The organism is Sphingopyxis sp. GW821-FHT12C06, assembly GCF_058807415.1.
Window position 1 is genome coordinate 204,265 of sequence record NZ_JBXAQR010000003.1, and the last position, 17,296, is coordinate 221,560.

Sequence of the window (17,296 nt, forward strand, 5' to 3'; positions counted from 1 at the left end):
ATCGCTTGTCGCCGTTCAGCCGCCTCTTCAGCCAGCAACAGACCGGCGTAACGGTAGGCTTGCGTCTCCACAACGGGATGCGAGCACTCTCCGGCTCGCTGCGCTCGACATCGAGCCGCACGCCCCGCATTTGAAATCCAATATATTCAGATAAGGCATCTGACGCTGCGCGTGATGATTTCTGGTGTTCCGGCAGCGACCGGCGCGCACTTGGCGAGTCGATGGATTTGGCTAGTTCTCGTACAAGCCCTTTTGAAATCCGGTGAAGGTTGAACGGATTTCGGCGACGCTCCCCAATTCGCGCACCGCATCGGATGGCGACCCGTATTTCAGGTCGAGCAAATCGGGCAGCTTGTCGGTGCCGAGTTCCTCTTCGCCCTCAGCCACATATTGTGAAAGTACGAACTCGAGGAACGCCTGCTGCTTGGCGTCATAGCGTGACAGGATATTTGTGCGGTGGGTGGCGGCACGTTCGGCGCGCTTTATCGGAGCTTTGGTGTAAGCGATATAGTTCAAGACATCGAACAGGTCGCAATCTTCGGCGTCGATCATCTTTCGCACTGATGCCAAGGCTTCGCCATCAAAGCCGCGCTCCGCCAGCCCGGCGACCAATCCTGCACGTGTATCGGGCTGACCCCAGATGCGGCGCAGATCGTCTTCATCGCGGAACAACTCAGGCAGTTTACCGAACAGATTCTGGATAAACTGCGCGGCGGAAATTGGCTTGCCCGATGCGTCCCAGAAAGTTGTCGCACTCATATGCTGGAACAAGCGCTCTTTCCCGTCGGCCAGCCGGATCACCAGCTTTTCCTTGGGTTCCGAGGGATCATCCGGCGGTTCCGGATTGGGTTCGCCGGGCGGCTTTGGTCTGGGCACACCGGGGGGATCGGGCTCCAAGGGATCGCCATCCCATTCGGGATCGTTGAACAACTCATAAGCCTTCACGAAATCGTAAATTGTGAAATAGTCCTTCCCGTCGAACAACCGCGTGCCGCGTCCGATGATCTGCTTGAATTCAATCATGTTGGTCACCGGCCGCATCAAGACGATGTTCCGAATGTTGCGGGCATCGACTCCGGTGGACAGCTTCTGGGAAGTGGTCAGGATCGTTGGAATGGTCTTTTCGTTGTCCTGAAAAGTGCGCAACCATTGCTCGCCCATCGCGCCGTCATTGGCGGTGACGCGCACGCAATAATTGGGGTCCGTGTTGTGTTTTGCCTGATTGATCAGGTCGCGGACGATCGCGGCGTGTTTTTGTGTCGCACAGAATACCAGCGTCTTTTCGCGCTGGGTGATCCGTTCCATGAAGATTTTGACGCGGTATCGTTCGCGTGCCTCCATCTCGATGATCCGATTAAAGTCGCCCTCGGCATAGCGTTTGCCCTCGGCAACTTCGCCAGCCTCGACCACGTCGTCGGGGGTATAGACATAATCGTCGATAGTGGTGCCCAACTCGACGACCTTGAACGGGGTCAGATAGCCATCGTTGATCCCCTGTTTTAGCGAATAGGTGTAAACCGGCTCGCCGAAATAGGCATAGGTATCGACATTGTCCTTGCGCTTGGGGGTGGCGGTCAGACCGATCTGTAAGGCTGCCTTGAAATATTCGAGAATTCCACGCCATTCGCTGCCATTCTTGGCCCCGGCGCGGTGGCATTCGTCGATCATGATGCAATCGAAGAAGTCGGGCGGATAATCCTGATAGTTGAAGGCCGGTTCTTCCTCCTTTCCGCCATCGGTCAGCACCGACTGGAAGATCGTGAAGAAAATACTGCCATTTTTGGGTACGCGACCCTTCTTGCGGATTTCGGCGGGCGTGATGCGGACCAGCGCATCGGGATCGAATGCGGAAAAGCTATTGTAGGCCTGATCGGCCAGGATGTTGCGGTCGGCCAGAAACAGGATGCGGGGGCGGCGTGTCGGTTCCGCTCCGGTCTTCCAATCCTGCAAATTCCAGCGGGCCTGAAACAGCTTCCATGCGATCTGGAAAGCAATGGCAGTCTTTCCGGTGCCGGTGGCGAGGGTCAGCAGCACCCGGTCCTTGCCCGCCGCGATGGTGGCCAGCGTCTTTTCGATGGCATTATACTGGTAATAGCGCGGTTCGAATTTTCCGCCAGTTTCATAGGGCACGGCAGCAAAGCGATCACGCCAGTCATTCGCCTCGGCAAAGGTGGCGTCCCACAGCTCTTGCGGCGTCGGCCAGCGGTCCACCAGTCCTTCCCGGCCGGTCGCCATGTCGATGCGATAAATCGCCTTGCCATTGGTCGCATAGGCAAAGCGAGTTTGCAGGCGCTCCGCATAATCCTTGGCCTGACCGACACCTTCGCCCACGCCCTTGGTCGCCGCCTTGGCTTCGACGCATGCGAGTTTGGTGTTGCGATAGACCAGTACATAGTCCGCCGCCTTGGGCGTGCTGCGCTTGCCCGAGCCAGTCAACCGGCCGGGAGCGATAACTTCCCGCCGCGTCCGGCTCCCGTCCACCACACCCCAGCCAGCGGTAGCGAGCGCGGGGTCGATCAGTTCGGCGCGGGTTTCGGCTTCGTTCAAATCAGCTTTACCTGTCCATCAACATATTTGGCACGACCGTCCGGCTCCATGTTCTTGGCTTTGATTATGCGGATCGCGTTACGGAATTTATGTTCGGGAATTTTCAGCTTTGCCGAATGCCAGTCGTCACGAGCAGCCTTGACGATAATATCATCGGTGATGGCGGCATCATCTCGGATCAAGTTATTCCATGCCGCGTGAACGGTGGCGAAGACCTCGGCATCGAGTGATACCATCGGCACGATAAGATCAATTGCCTTTTCAAGCGCCGTCGCAACAGGTTCGGTTGCTGCAACGGCATCCGCCCACAGAGTGTCGTAATTCGCGAGCTTCTTGAAATCATAGCCATTGCCGCTGGCACGCGGCACAAATTTGAAAAACCCCTGTGCTTCTGCCCACTCCTCAGCGCGTAGCATGTGCGGGAAGTCGTTCGGCCCTGCTGCATCCTTCATTGGTTGACGCCCAAGATCAATGCCGCCGAGGCTTTCAACCAGATGCAAAGATTTCTGAGCTTTAACGCGGCCATAGGTCTGCTGCTGACTCTGCATTTGGTGCCGACGATATCCAAAAGCGATGATGCGCGCCGTACCTTGTGGTGTGGCGAAAGCGTCATTGGCAACCGACTTGTTTGTCGTTGCAACCGCTGTCGTCAACTCCCCGGCGAAGGCCCTTTGAAGGAGGGATTGTTTGAGTTCGGTCAGGGCTGCGAGTTTGGTTTGAAATACCTCTGCCAAATTCTGACACCTCACTGACAGACCGTCCAGCTTGTGACAAATAGCCCGTTGCGTCGTAATATCGGGCAACCAAACAGAATATTTGAACAGATGGTCCCGGTTCACCTTGGGCATCCCGGCGCGCGCTGAACCCGCCTCTGCGTATGCTGTGAATTCGTCGCTCATCAAGATGTGAAAGAGCATATCGCGATCAAGCAAGTCGACCTTCGGGACTAGCGGATAAACGTCTGCGCTGCACAATCCAGAAAATTCGGGACGGCAAGCCTTCATGAGGTAGGGGCGGATTTTGCTGTAAAGCACCATCGAAGGGTCAAATAGAAATTTTCCTGACTTCAAACCTTCTTCGCGAGCGGTGAGAACATCCACGATGCCGCCTGTGCGCGATTCCATGTTGCCCGCGCCAATGTGCAGCAAGTCGCGATAGGCATCCAATCGCGGATCGACCAGTTTGGATGAAATCGAGCAAATTTGATCGAAGCTATATTCTGCCCACTCTTTGCCGCGCTCTGTGAAGATCGATTGCAGGTAGCCTTCAAAAAGGGCGCGGGCGTCAGTCAGGTTTTTCTGCGCATTCGCCGTCGCGGTGGCGACGGCTGCAAAGGCCTTGTCCAACGCCGCCACAATCCGCTGCTGCTCGTTGAGGGAAGTTGGAAAAACCACCGGCAATTGATCAAAGTGTCGTTGCCGAAGCGACTTGACCGTCGCTCCAACCGCAACCTTTTGAAAATATTCGTGAGTGTGTTCAAGATAATAGAAGAGATAGTCGCCGATCAGGCCGTCCCCGAATCCATGGATTGCGTATGCGCGTTGATGCAGGTCGAACTTTCCGTGATACTTTTTGGGTTTAAACTCCGCACCTTCACCGGCGATTATCAGAGCTTCGCAATCGAACAAATAACGGTTGCTGCGCTTTGGTGCCTTTGACCGATCAAAAAATGCATATGCACCGTCGCTAACTGCATCCTGCGTATTGGAACTACCGCTTTGGATGGTGCAAAGTTCACCGAGCGGTTTTTCACGCCACCCCGCCTTCACAGTAGTGCCCTGATCTCAGCCAAAATCTCCACGCTCTCTTTATCCAACGCGGCGATCTCCTCCAATATTGCTACCGGGCTGCGCAATGGCACTTCCTCGCCCGCATCCGGGTTTTTGACCGACAGGTCGAAGCTGATCGGATCGATCTCGCTGCGCTCCACACTCCAGCTTTTTGGGCTGTTGGCATAGCTAGCTTGCAGCTCCACAAACTCCGTCAGGTCATTGTCGTTCAGAGGGTGGGTTTTGCCCATGTTGCGACCTGGATCGAGCTGGTAATACCAGATGCGCTTGGTCGGCTCGCCCTTGTCGAAGACCAGCACCACGGTTTTCACCCCCGCGCCCTGAAAGGTGCCGCCGGGCATATCGAGCACGGTGTGGAGGTTGCAGCTTTCCAGCAATTCCTTGCGCAGCGCGACGCTGGCATTGTCGCTGTTTGACAGGAACGTATTCTTGATGACGATGGCGGCGGTGCCGCCCGCGCGCAGTGATTTGATGAAATGCTGGAGAAACAGGAAGGCGGTTTCGCCGGTCTTGATCGGGAAGTTCTGCTGGATTTCCGGGCGCTCTTTCCCCCCGAACGGCGGATTGGCCAGGATTACGTCAAAGCGATCCTTCTCTTGGATGTCGTTGATATTCTCGCCCAGCGTATTGGTGTGCAGGATGTTCGGCGCTTCGATCCCGTGCAGGATCATGTTCATGATCGCGATCACATAGGCGAGGCTCTTCTTTTCCTTGCCATAGAAGGTGCGGCGCTGGAGAGTTTCATTGTCGCCGGTCGATTTGGCGAGTGGTTTCAGATAGTCATAGGCTTCGCACAGGAAGCCAGCCGAACCGACCGCGCCGTCGTAAATTTTGTCGCCGATCTGCGGCTTCACCACCTTGATCATGGCGCGGATCAACGGGCGCGGGGTGTAATATTCGCCGCCGTTGCGCCCGGCGTTGCCCATGTTCTTGATCTTGGCTTCGTACAGGTGGCTCAGTTCGTGCTTCTGGTCCTGGCTGCGGAACGATAGCTGGTCGATCAGTTCCAGTGCGTCGCGGAGCGAATAGCCGCTGTTGAAGCGGTTTTTGATTTCTCCGAAAATCTCACCGATCTTATATTCGATGGTATTGGGCGCAGGCGCGCGCTGTTTGAAACCTTGCAGATAGGGAAACAGGGTCTTGTCGACATAGTCGATCAAGTCCGGCCCGGTCAGCGCCGCGTTGTGATCAAATTTGCCAGCCGCGTCCTTGGGCGCAGCCCATACGCTCCAGCGATGATCGGCGTCGATGATCGGCGCATAGGGCTTGCCGCGCAGCTCAGCCTCAATCTCGCGATCAGCTTCCAGTTCGTCGAGATATTTGAGGAACAAAATCCAGCTGGTTTGCTCGGTATAATCCAGCTCGGTGGTGCAACCCGCTTCCTTGCGCAGGACGTCGTCGATATTCTTGAAGGTCTGTTCAAACATGGGCAGGGGTTAGCCCGAAACCAGCGCTGGCCGCAACAGCATCGGCACGCTGACCGAGATCGAAGCTATTTCCGCCAGATTGAAGCACTTAGCATCGGCTTGAAGGGGTGTCGCATGGGTGGAGCCGATTTCCCTGCCTAAAGTGACGCAAGCCGGACCCAAATGGGTTCCCTGCTGAAAGGCCTTTCCGCCGGATGTGTTGGAAATCCCTTCTGAAAGGGATGGTGCCGCTTACAGGACTCGAACCTGTGACCCCATCATTACGAATGATGTGCTCTACCAACTGAGCTAAAGCGGCAACGAGGGGCGCCACTAGCAGCGTGATTGGCCAATGACAAGCGCCGATGAGCATTTGTTGATGCGCCGAAACATGCGGTCCGTCGCAATGAAGGTCAGGCGTTGGGCGAGTTGTCGCGAGCCGTTGTTCCGGTTCGGTCCTGGCTCTGTTGAGCGGCCCCAACCAGTGGGCCGAACTTGTGCTGCCGAGTGTCCATCGAAGGCCGGGCGAGTGCGTTGGTGACGGGCGTGGATTTGCTCTGTTCGTCGATGGTTGGAAGTATGCAGGCGATCTGTGGCGCGGGGCGATTACTGGTCTGCGGCTTTCCGAGCATAGGGGAGCCATACCATGATGACCGTTCCGTCGCCCGAGGTGGAGGACAAAGCAAACGTACCGCCGATCGCTTCGGCCCGGCTGCGCATTCCGCTGAGGCCCTGACCGCCGGGCTCGGCGCGGTCGGTGTCGAATCCCGAGCCATTGTCTTCGATCGACACAGTCACTCCGGAAGCGCCGTCGCGCGTCTCCTCGACGCACGCGAGGTCGATTCTGGTCGCACTTGAGTGCATCATCACATTGGCCAGCGCTTCCTGGAACAGGCGCAGCAGGTGCAGCGAATTGGTCGCGTCGAGCCAGCTGATCTTTTCGCATCGGTCGACCCTCCAATGGAGTTTGATGCCCGCTTCAACCAGGTCGGGTTCAGCGCGGTGGCGAAAATTTCCGAGCAATGCCACGACATCCCCTGCAAGCGGTTCGAGCGAGTCCACTGTGAGTTTCAGATCGGACAGTGCGCGTTTCAGCGTGGCGATCGATGCAGCCGGATGCTTCTGCCGTTCGGCCACCGTCAGGGCGGCGACAAGGTTGGACCCGATCCCGTCGTGCATTTCCTGCATAATGCGGCCGCGTTCGGTTGCGAGAGCCCGTGCGACTTCCAGTTCGCGCAGCTTCTTTTCGCGCTCTTCAAGGGCGAGGCGGGCTTCATCCACCCTGGCTTCCAGCTCGGCATTGACGCCTTCCAGCCGCCCGAAGGCGAGGTTGGCCCGTCTTCCGAACGACAGCAGCAGAGCAAGGCAGAACAGGCTGCCGATATAGGGCTGCAGAAAGAAGCCCAGGCCATCCCAGAGCCGGCTGTCCCATTGCCTGCCGATATCGTGAGCCGTCCCGGCAATGATCGCTGCGAGACAAAGCGTCATGACGGCGGCGCCAGTGCTGCGGGTGCGCCACCAATGGGTCAGCAACAGGAAGGCGGTATAGGCGACGCAGACTACGGCAAGTATGTTCCCGATCGCATCGGTTCCAAAGGGGCCGGTCCAACCCTGCTCGACGGTCACGAAGCGTATCAGGCACAGGAGCACGCCGGCCGTCAGCAATATCACGCTATGGAGCCTCCACCCCGGCAGGCGAACATAGACGAGGCAAAATGCAAGGCTCGCCGACATGGCCGGATAGACGGTGTAATAGGTCATCGTCTTGAAGGCGACGACATCGAAAGGCGCGCGCACGGCGGTGAAATTATAGTCGCGCGCGAACCACATCAGACCCAGGATGGCGACGAGCAGCAGCTCCGGCTCATCGCGGCGGAGCAGCCAGAACCAGAGCGCCGCCGCTGCGAGCACGATCATCGTCAGATTGGCCGCCTGGACACCCGTGATGCGCCAGAATTGCTTTCGCTCGTGCCGCGCGTCGAGAGCCGCTGCCGGGCCAAGATAATAGTCGCCGCTGACCAGGTCGTAATTGCTCTCCACCTTCACCAGCAAGGTGTTGAGGCCCTCGGCAAGCAAGGCATCGGGCAGCCTGGCAATCTCGGGGCGATACCAGCCAAGTGCGTGGTCGTCGCCCTCGGTGAAGTTACGGAAAATCTCCTGCCCGTTCAGCCGGACCGCGATGCGTTCATAGTTATTTTCGGTATACAGCGCGACGGGTCCGGCGGGCAGCATCCGGCGATCGAAGCGCAGTCGCAGCCATAGCGTTTTGGTTGCCGAAGTCGCACCCGTTTTTTCAAAGGCAAAACCCCGTCGTGCCGGGCCGCGTTCCCAGCCTTCGGTCGGTATCCGGGGGCTGTCGGTGCGCGCATAGTCGGCGTCGGTAAAGCGCAGGATCACTGCGCCATCGCTATGCTCGCGAACGAAGTTGTTGAGCAGGGGCGCGGCCAGAACTGGCGCCGGCCAAACGAGTAACAACAGGAGCAGCGCCCTAATTGCGTGAGATAAGGCCTTGGCTCCCAGCTTCAAACAATGCCTCCGCCCTGCTGTTCACCTCGAGCTTACGATAGATATTCTTGACGTGAAAACCAATTGTATTGAGCGAAACATGCAGAATGTCCCCGCATTCGGCATAGGAAAAGCCGCGCGCCAGCAGTTGCAGGACCTCGGTTTCGCGCTCCGACAGGGGCGAAACGGGCGATGGTAGCGTCGGCGAACGACCCTCGACCATCTGCTCCATGATGCGGCGCGCGATCACGGGCGATATCGGCGAGCCGCCGCGCCGGATTTCCAGGATCGCCTCGATGCAGGATTCGATCCGCTGGTCCTTGAGAAGATAGCCGCGCGCGCCGGCGCGAATGCTGTTGAGCACCTTTTGCTGATCGGCAAACTGGGTGATGACCAGTATATCGGTGTCGCGACCCATTGCCGCTTCTCTGGCGATCAGCGTGGTGCCGTCGCCATCGGGTAATCCCAGATCGCACAGCAGCACGTCATAGCCGCCCGCGTCGACGAGGCCGCTGCCGCTGATCACGCTGTTCGCCGTGTTGACGACCATCATGTCGGGTGCCGCATTGATCGCGTCAGCGAAGCGCGCCGACAGGATGGGATCGTCCTCGATAATCGCAACGCGGATCATCATTGCCGTCTCCGGTCCTTGAGGTCGCCCTTATGATAGGCGTGTGAGGACCGCAGTAAACCTACACCTACGGGTAGGGGAACCTACATGTTCATGTGGGGGGTGATGGTCCGTGTTCGTGCTAGCGAAAATGAAGGGTCCAAGCATCGGATAAGCACGCTTCAAAAAAATGAGCGGCATTTTCCTTAATAATTAAGGGGATTTTCTATGATTTGCGATCGCAATCCTGCTGGCCGTTTGTTTGTTGTTCCTGAACAGGATGCGTCGAAATCGGCGTTCCGAAGGAAATTATTCTCGCAATCGAGCCGGATGGCGCTGCGATCGACCATCGGTATCGTCGCCCTGGCCGGCGTCAGCCTGCTCGCTCCGGAGCAAGCCTGGGCAAGTTGCACCGTCGGCGCCGTCACCGTTCAATGCGGCACGACCAGCACCACCGACACGACCTTTCCCGCCAACGCCCCCAATGACCGCGCCTATCAGGGGCCGATAGCGACGCCGATCATCCTGAACGTCGATGCGGGCGAAACGGTCAGCGGAAACGGCCTTGCGGTTGCCAATATCAGCACCGGCGGTGTCACCGTCACCAACAACGGCACGATCAGCGTCGATGCCGGCAACGCGCCCACCGCAGGCGGCACAGCAGCCCTGTCAGTCACCGCTGCGGGCGGACCGATCGTCTATACGGGCGGCAATATCGTCAACAATGGCACCGGAAACGGCTTCGATGTAACACAGACCGGCGGCGTGGGATCGATCGACATCACCCTCACCGGCGATGTGACGGCAGCGACCGGCGAAGGTGTCGTCGTTCGCGACGTCGCAACCAGCACTGGCGTTTCGGTGGTCACCAACAATGTCACTGCGCTGGCTGGCGGCAAGGACGGGATCGACGTTCAGACGCAGTTGCTGACCGGCGACGTGACGATCGTGGCGAACGGCGACGTCAAGGCGGGCAACGCCGGAATCGTCGGCGCGATCTTCCCGGCGGGTGGCACGGGCAATATCGATGTGACCGCCAATGGCGCGATTGACGCGCGGTTCGGGATCGATGCCGAGAACTTTGGCACCGGCAGCACGAAGGTGACGACCGTCGGCCCGGTGACAGCGACGACGGGCAATGGCATCTTCGCGTTGTCGACGGGCGGCGATGTGACGGTGGCGGCGGGCGACGTCAGTTCGACCGGCAACATCGGCGTCATTGCGCGGCAGACCAGCGCTGCAGGTGCGGGCGTGATCGACGTAACCGTCGGCACGACATCGGGCACGACCGGCGTCGAGGCGACCAACAGCGGGACCGGTGCGACCAATGTCACCGCCACCGGTGCGGTGACGGGGACGTTCGCCGAAGGCATCAAGGCAACCGGCAATGATGCGGTGACGATCAAGGTCGCCGACACGGTGACCGGGGCGACCACCGCGCTGCTGCTGACCGGCGGGACCGGCGGCGCGGGCGACATCAGCGTCACGGGCGCGGGTGGCTTTGCCGGCGGGACGGGCAATGCGGCGACGATCCAGAACAATGGCTCGGGCAATGTGCTGGTCGATATATCGGGCGCAAGCTCGTCGACGGCTGGCGAAGGCATTACGGTGCGCGACACCGCTGCGGGCGGCAATATCAGCGTGACGACGGGCGCGGTGACCGCGCTGGCTGGCGGCAAGGACGGGATCGACGTTCAGACGCAGTCGCTGACCGGCGATGTGACGATCGTGGCGAATGGCGACATCAAGGCGGGCAATGCCGGGATCGTCGGCGCGATCTTCCCGGCGGCAGGAACCGGCAATATCGACGTAACCGCGAACGGCGCGATTGACGCGCGGTTCGGGATCGACGCCGAGAACTTCGGCACCGGCAGCACATCGGTTACCACAGTTGGTCCGGTGACGGCGACGACCGGCAATGGCATTTTCGCGTTGTCGACGGGCGGCGATGTGACGGTGGCGGCGGGCGACGTCAGTTCGACCGGCAACATCGGCGTCATCGCGCGGCAGACCAGCGCTGCAGGTGCGGGGGTGATCGACGTGACCGTTGGCACGACATCGGGCACGACCGGCGTCGAGGCGACCAACAGCGGGACCGGTGCGACCAACGTCACCGCCACTGGCGCGGTGACGGGGACGTTCGCCGAAGGCATCAAGGCAACCGGCAATGACGCGGTGACGATCAAGGTCGCCGACACGGTGACCGGGGCGACCACCGGGCTGCTGCTGACCGGCGGGACCGGCGGTGCGGGCGACATCAGCGTCACGGGCGCGGGTGGCTTTGCCGGCGGGACGGGCAATGCGGCGACGATCCAGAACAATGGCTCGGGCAATGTGCTGGTCGATATATCGGGCGCAAGCTCGTCGACGGCAGGCGAGGGCATTACGGTGCGCGACACCGCTGCGGGCGGCAATATCAGCGTGACGACGGGCGCGGTGACCGCGCTGGCGGGCGGCAAGGACGGGATCGACGTTCAGACGCAGTCGCTGACCGGCGACGTGACGATCGTGGCGAATGGCGACGTCAAGGCGGGCAATGCCGGGATCGTCGGCGCGATCTTCCCGGCCGGGGGTACCGGCAATATCGATGTGACCGCCAATGGCGCGATTGACGCGCGGTTCGGGATCGATGCCGAGAACTTTGGCACCGGCAGCACGAAGGTGACGACGGTCGGTCCGGTGACGGCGACGACGGGCAACGGCATCTTCGCGTTGTCGACCGGCGGCGATGTGACAGTGGCGGCGGGCGACGTCAGTTCGACCGGCAACATCGGCGTCATTGCGCGTCAGACCAGCGCTGCGGGTGCGGGCGTCATCGACGTAACCGTCGGCACGACATCGGGCACGACCGGCGTCGAGGCGACCAACAGCGGGACCGGTGCGACCAACGTCACCGCCACTGGCGCGGTGACGGGGACGTTTGCCGAAGGCATCAAGGCAACCGGCAATGACGCGGTGACGATCAAGGTCGCCGACACGGTGACCGGGGCGACCACCGGGCTGCTGCTGACCGGCGGGACCGGCGGTGCGGGCGACATCAGCGTCACGGGCGCGGGTGGCTTTGCCGGCGGGACGGGCAATGCGGCGACGATCCAGAACAATGGCTCGGGCAATGTGCTGGTCGATATATCGGGCGCAAGCTCGTCGACAGCAGGCGAAGGCATTACGGTGCGCGATACCGCTGCGGGCGGCAATGTCAGCGTGACGACGGGCGCGGTGACCGCGCTGGCGGGCGGCAAGGACGGGATCGACGTTCAGACGCAGTCGCTGACCGGCGATGTGACGATCGTGGCGAACGGCGACGTCAAGGCGGGCAATGCCGGGATCGTCGGCGCCATCTTCCCGGGAGCGGGCACGGGCAATATCGAGGTGACCGCGAACGGCGCGATCGACGCGCGGTTCGGGATCGACGCCGAGAACTTCGGCACCGGCAGCACATCGGTTACCACAGTTGGTCCGGTGACGGCGACGACCGGCAATGGCATTTTCGCGTTGTCGACGGGCGGCGATGTGACGGTGGCGGCGGGCGACGTCAGTTCGACCGGCAACATCGGCGTCATTGCGCGGCAGACCAGCGCTGCAGGTGCGGGCGTGATCGACGTAACCGTTGGCACGACATCGGGCACGACCGGCGTCGAGGCGACCAACAGCGGGACCGGTGCGACCAATGTCACCGCCACCGGTGCGGTGACGGGGACGTTCGCCGAAGGCATCAAGGCAACCGGCAATGATGCGGTGACGATCAAGGTCGCCGACACGGTGACCGGGGCGACCACCGGGCTGCTGCTGACCGGCGGGACCGGCGGCGCGGGCGACATCAGTGTCACGGGCGCGGGTGGCTTTGCCGGCGGGACGGGCAATGCGGCGACGATCCAGAACAACGGCTCGGGCAATGTGCTGGTCGATATATCGGGCGCAAGCTCGTCGACGGCCGGCGAAGGCATTACGGTGCGCGACACCGCTGCGGGCGGCAATATCAGCGTGACGACGGGCGCGGTGACCGCGCTGGCGGGCGGCAAGGACGGGATCGACGTTCAGACGCAGTCGCTGACCGGCGATGTGACGATCGTTGCGAACGGCGACATCAAGGCGGGCAATGCCGGGATCGTCGGCGCGATCTTCCCGGCGGGCGGCACGGGCAATATCGACGTGACCGCCAATGGCGCGATTGATGCGCGGTTCGGGATCGATGCCGAGAACTTCGGCACCGGCAACACGAAGGTGACGACGGCCGGTCCGGTGACGGCGACGACGGGCAATGGCATCTTTGCGTTGTCGACCGGCGGCGACGTTACGGTCAACGCGGGTGATGTGACGTCGACCGGCGGAGCCGCGATCTTCGCGCAGCAGACGGGCCCCGGCGGGGCGGGTGCGGTGAACGTGACCGCGGACACCGTGTCGGGGACGATCGGCGTCGTGGCGGTCAACCTGGGCAATGGCGCGATCGGCGTCACCACCACCGGCACCGTCAACGGCACGGCCGCCGCCGGCATCAATATAACCGGCAACGGCGCGGTGAACGTCGTCGCGGGCGATATAGTGACCGGCGCGACGCGCGGGCTGAACCTCGTTGGCGGGACCAACGGGACCGGCAATATCTCGGTGACCGGCGCGGGCGGTTTCGTCGGCGGCACCGGCGACGGCGCGGGCATCCAGAATAATGGCAATGGCACGGTCGTCGTCAATATATCGGGGGCGAGCAGTTCGGCGGCTGGAACCGGAATCCTCGTTCAGGATACTGCAGCGGGCGGCGACATCTCTGTCACCACCGGGGCAGTAACCGCGCTGACGGGCGGCAAGAATGGGATCGACGTCCAGACGCTGTCGACGACCGCCGATGTAACGATCGTGGCAAACGGGGCCGTTGCCGCAGGCAATGCCGGGGTCATCGCGGCGATCTCTCCGGCGGGGACGGGCAATATCGCAGTGACCACCAATGCGGCGGTCAATGCCGGAGTCGGCGTCTCCGCCCGGAATCTCGGCACGGGGTCGACCATGGTGACCACCGTCGGGCCGGTTGCAGCAACCACCGGCAATGGCATATTGGCCGAGGCGAACGGCGGCAATATTGCGGTGACCGCGGGCAATGTGACGTCCACGACAACGACAGCGGTCGTGGCGCAGAACATCCTGGCGGCTGCCAATAGCGGAACGATCGACGTGACCCTGACAGCGGGACGCACGCTGATCGCCAATACACCGGCGGCATTCGGCATCTTCACCGACAGCGGTCAGTCGTCGGGCACCACGACGATCAACGTCAACGGCACGATCAACGCTGGCGCGGCTGGGGTTCGCAGCCTTTCGACCGTCGGCAACATCATCACCAACGTTGCTGCGACCGGCGTGATCGATCCGCTGGTCGGGATCGACCAGACGACCGTTTCCGGCGCACTGACCGTGAACAATGCCGGCCTGGTCGAAGGCGACAATGTCGGGGTGCGGCTGACCTCGACAGGGGCCGGCGCGGCGGGCGCGCTCACGGTGAACCAGGTTGGCACCGGCACGATCCGGGGTGTGATCGGCATCGATCTCGCCAGCGTCAACGCGGCGCTCGCGGTGACCAACGCCGGGCTCGTCACCGGCACGACCGGTATTCGCCTGACCCCGACGGGAAGCGGCAGTGCTGCGATCACTAACAGTGGCACGATCACCGGTACGGGCAACGCCGTGCAGGCGACGCTCAACAATGGCAGCTTTATGCTGACCAACACAGGCACATTAAATGGCGCGGTCAATGTGACCGGATCGAATGTCGTAACCTCGACGATGAACAATGCGGCGGGCGGCACGGTGAATTTCGGTGCAGGCGCATCGAGCTTTTCCGGCAACTTCGCCAATGCCGGCACGGCCAATATCGGCGCCGGCGGCACGGTCCTGTTCCTTGGCAACACCAACAATATGAACCGGATCAATTTTGCCGGCGCCGGATCCTTCACCACCAATGGCTCGATGACCAACGGCGGGATCATCAACGCGCAAAATGGTCTGACGACCAATGTCGTCACTGTCGGGGGCAACTATACCGGCGGCGGCCAGTTCTTTGCCGATTATAACACCGGCACCATGACCGCTGACCGGCTGAATATTGCGGGTTCGGCTTCGGGCACGACCAATGTCACGCTGAACCGGGTCGGCGGGACCAACCTCATCGCGGGCGGCTTCCTGCCGGTCGTGACGGTTGCCGGGGCTGCGGCGGACAATAGCTTCACCTCGAATACGATTTTCTCCGGCGGGCTCCTTCTCGAAGGCTTCGGTCGCAACCCGGCCAACGCCACGCAGTTCGGCTTGATCCAGAGGATCAATCCGTCGGCGGCGACATTGGGCGCCATGAGCTATGTGGCCGAAGCTGCATCGATGCTGATCGACGAGCCGATCAGCCCCTATGTTACCGTGCGAAGCGACCCGGCAGCGGGAGACAAACGTTTCGGTTTGTGGATGCGCGGGGCCAGCGGCCACACGAAGCAGGCGATTGCATCGACGCTGACCGGCGGCGGGCTCACGATCAATCCGGCCGGTGACGTGCGGACCGAGCATCAGGCAATCCAGATGGGTGCCGATCTGGGCCTGCTCAATATGGGAGGCAGCGGCTGGAATGTTCACGTGGGCATCACCGGCGGCTGGTATGACGGTGCGGCCAGTCCGTCGGTCACCGAAAGGCTGGCCGTGGATACCAGTTTCGTCGGCGGCTATGTTGCGATCAGCAACGGGGCGTTGACGATCGACGGCCAGATACGCCGCGAATGGCGCGACTATGACCTGGTTCTGCCGACGGTCTTCGGCGCGACGAAGCAGGAGGTCGATGGCAAGGCTACCGCCGGATCGGTCCACGCATCCTATCGCTTCGGTGGCCAAAGCGGGTTCGCCGCGACGCCGTTCCTCGGGTTCAGCTATGCCGACAGCCGGATCGACGATCTGACGATCGATGCGAACAGCGTCTATTCGCCGGGCAGCGACAAGACCAAGGTTGGTCGGGCGGGCCTGCGGCTGTCCTATCGTGCCGGCAGCGTGGACCAGATCCAGATTGAACCCTTCGCCAGCGCCGCGTGGATGAAGAACTGGTCGCGCGACGATGCGGGGAACTTCACCTTCGGGGCTCCTGTAACGAACTTCTCGCTGGCTACGACGACCTGGGACGATGCGCAGCGCTATTCGGTCGGCATCATGGGCCACGCGCGGGGCGGGCGTGTGTCAGCCTTCCTCGTTGGTAATGTCGACGATGGTTCGGATTTCCGCGCCTTCACGGTCAATGGCGGGATCCGGTTCAACTTCTAAATAAGCGCCCCTTTGCGGCGGTCTCTACGGTCCGGTCCGGTGTTTTTGCACCGGACCGGCGTGAGTCAGGGGCCGCATTCCTGATTGCGAAGTCAGGATTTTCCGGTCGAGGAGGACCCGGACGACGGACGCATCATCAGCGGTGCGTCAGTGCGAAGTCCAGCGCTGCGCACACGGTTGCCACTTGCGCCCGAACACATTCTGTCGGTGTTGTGCGCGGGCTGTCCGGATAGACTTCGGTGGTGGTCGTGTAACGCGCGCCCGCGATCGAACAGCATAGCGCCAGCTTTTTCATCGGATATTCGATCACGCCATGTGCAACGACGGTCGAACCGATAATCTCGCCCTTTGCATCCGCAGGGGCGATGTGGGTTACCTGTTCGACCGCGGCGATGATCGACCGATGAAATTCGGGCTGCGGATTTTCGCTGTCGTCGACCAGGTAGAAACCATCGGGAATGGCATCGGTCTCATAGCTCTTGCCGTCGCGCGCGGCTAGCGCGGGACCGAACTCGCTGGCGTCGCTATCGGTCGTCTCGTGCAGGTCGACATGCACCAGGAACGGACCCTGCACCGATCCGACAAGCTCGATCAGCGCGGTGGCTTCGCGCGCCGGCCCATCGGCACGAAAATTCCGGTTGGGGTCGATGGCGTCATAGTTCCAGCGATTGATGCGCTCATATGCCCACGGGCTGACGCAAGGCGCGACCAGAAGGTTGATCCGGCCGGCGTAATCCGCTGCGCAAGTTTCGAGAAAATCGAGCGCGCCGAGGACGCCGCTGGTTTCATATCCGTGTACGCCGCCGGTCACCAGCGCGGTGGGAAGCGCGGGATCGAAGTGTCGGTCGCGCAGCGCGAACAACGTGTACCGCTCGCCTGCATAGTCGAGCTGTCCATAAGCGATCTTCTCATAGCGATCGGCCAAAGCGTCGATGCGCGGCAGGACATCCACATCATAGCGGCGCAAGCGCGATTGCCGGCCCCGCCATTGGTCGAGCTCGGCCTCACCCCAAGGCTGGCCGAAAGTGCCCACAGGATAGAAGCTGGAATGGGTCATCTGGTTGTCACTCGTTCATTGCGGGCGTTGGTTGCGATGCTGCGGTCGCTAGCCCAGAGCAGACGGAAAGTGTAGCCTTTGCCGTTCGCGCTTACCTTTTCAAGCG

General features: G+C 61.3%; 7 protein-coding genes and 1 tRNA gene. 1 reads left to right on the plus strand and 7 read right to left on the minus strand.

The genetic code is table 11. The annotated features are described in order from the left end of the window. Nucleotides 1-231: 231 nt before the first annotated feature. From hsdR to AC1RRJ_RS10060, 6 genes are all read right to left on the minus strand, one after another. The gene (hsdR, locus tag AC1RRJ_RS10035) at nt 232-2,547 is read right to left on the minus strand and encodes an EcoAI/FtnUII family type I restriction enzme subunit R (RefSeq protein ID WP_493122164.1); all 2,316 of its coding nucleotides are present in this window, start codon (nt 2,545-2,547) and stop codon (nt 232-234) included. Next, nucleotides 2,544-4,316: a restriction endonuclease subunit S gene (locus AC1RRJ_RS10040; protein ID WP_493122167.1), complete on the minus strand. Its 1,773-nt coding sequence runs from the start codon at nt 4,314-4,316 to the stop codon at nt 2,544-2,546. Before AC1RRJ_RS10040 ends, hsdR begins: the two co-directional genes overlap by 4 nt. Further along, the gene (locus AC1RRJ_RS10045) at nt 4,313-5,764 is read right to left on the minus strand and encodes a class I SAM-dependent DNA methyltransferase (RefSeq protein WP_493122169.1); all 1,452 of its coding nucleotides are present in this window, start codon (nt 5,762-5,764) and stop codon (nt 4,313-4,315) included. The genes AC1RRJ_RS10040 and AC1RRJ_RS10045 overlap by 4 nt, the downstream gene beginning before the upstream one ends. A 222-nt stretch (nt 5,765-5,986) precedes the next feature. Then, a tRNA-Thr gene (locus AC1RRJ_RS10050) sits at nt 5,987-6,062 on the minus strand. 287 nt (nt 6,063-6,349) lie between these two features. Continuing rightward, nucleotides 6,350-8,218, minus strand: coding sequence for a sensor histidine kinase (locus AC1RRJ_RS10055; RefSeq protein WP_493122171.1), 1,869 nt, complete (start codon nt 8,216-8,218; stop codon nt 6,350-6,352). Between the two features lie 13 nt (nt 8,219-8,231). Beyond that, entirely contained in the window at nt 8,232-8,882 is a 651-nt protein-coding gene (locus AC1RRJ_RS10060; protein WP_493122173.1) for a response regulator transcription factor, read from the minus strand. Between the two features lie 306 nt (nt 8,883-9,188). Here AC1RRJ_RS10060 and AC1RRJ_RS10065 point away from each other — a divergent pair, with 306 nt between their 5' ends. Beyond that, complete coding sequence (locus AC1RRJ_RS10065; RefSeq protein WP_493122175.1) at nt 9,189-16,133, plus strand: hypothetical protein; 6,945 nt, start codon at nt 9,189-9,191, stop codon at nt 16,131-16,133. A 136-nt stretch (nt 16,134-16,269) separates the two neighbouring features. On the opposite strand, the gene AC1RRJ_RS10070 is transcribed toward AC1RRJ_RS10065, so the two are convergent. After that, nucleotides 16,270-17,190, minus strand: coding sequence for a M14 family metallopeptidase (locus AC1RRJ_RS10070; protein WP_493122177.1), 921 nt, complete (start codon nt 17,188-17,190; stop codon nt 16,270-16,272). Nucleotides 17,191-17,296 lie beyond the last annotated feature (106 nt).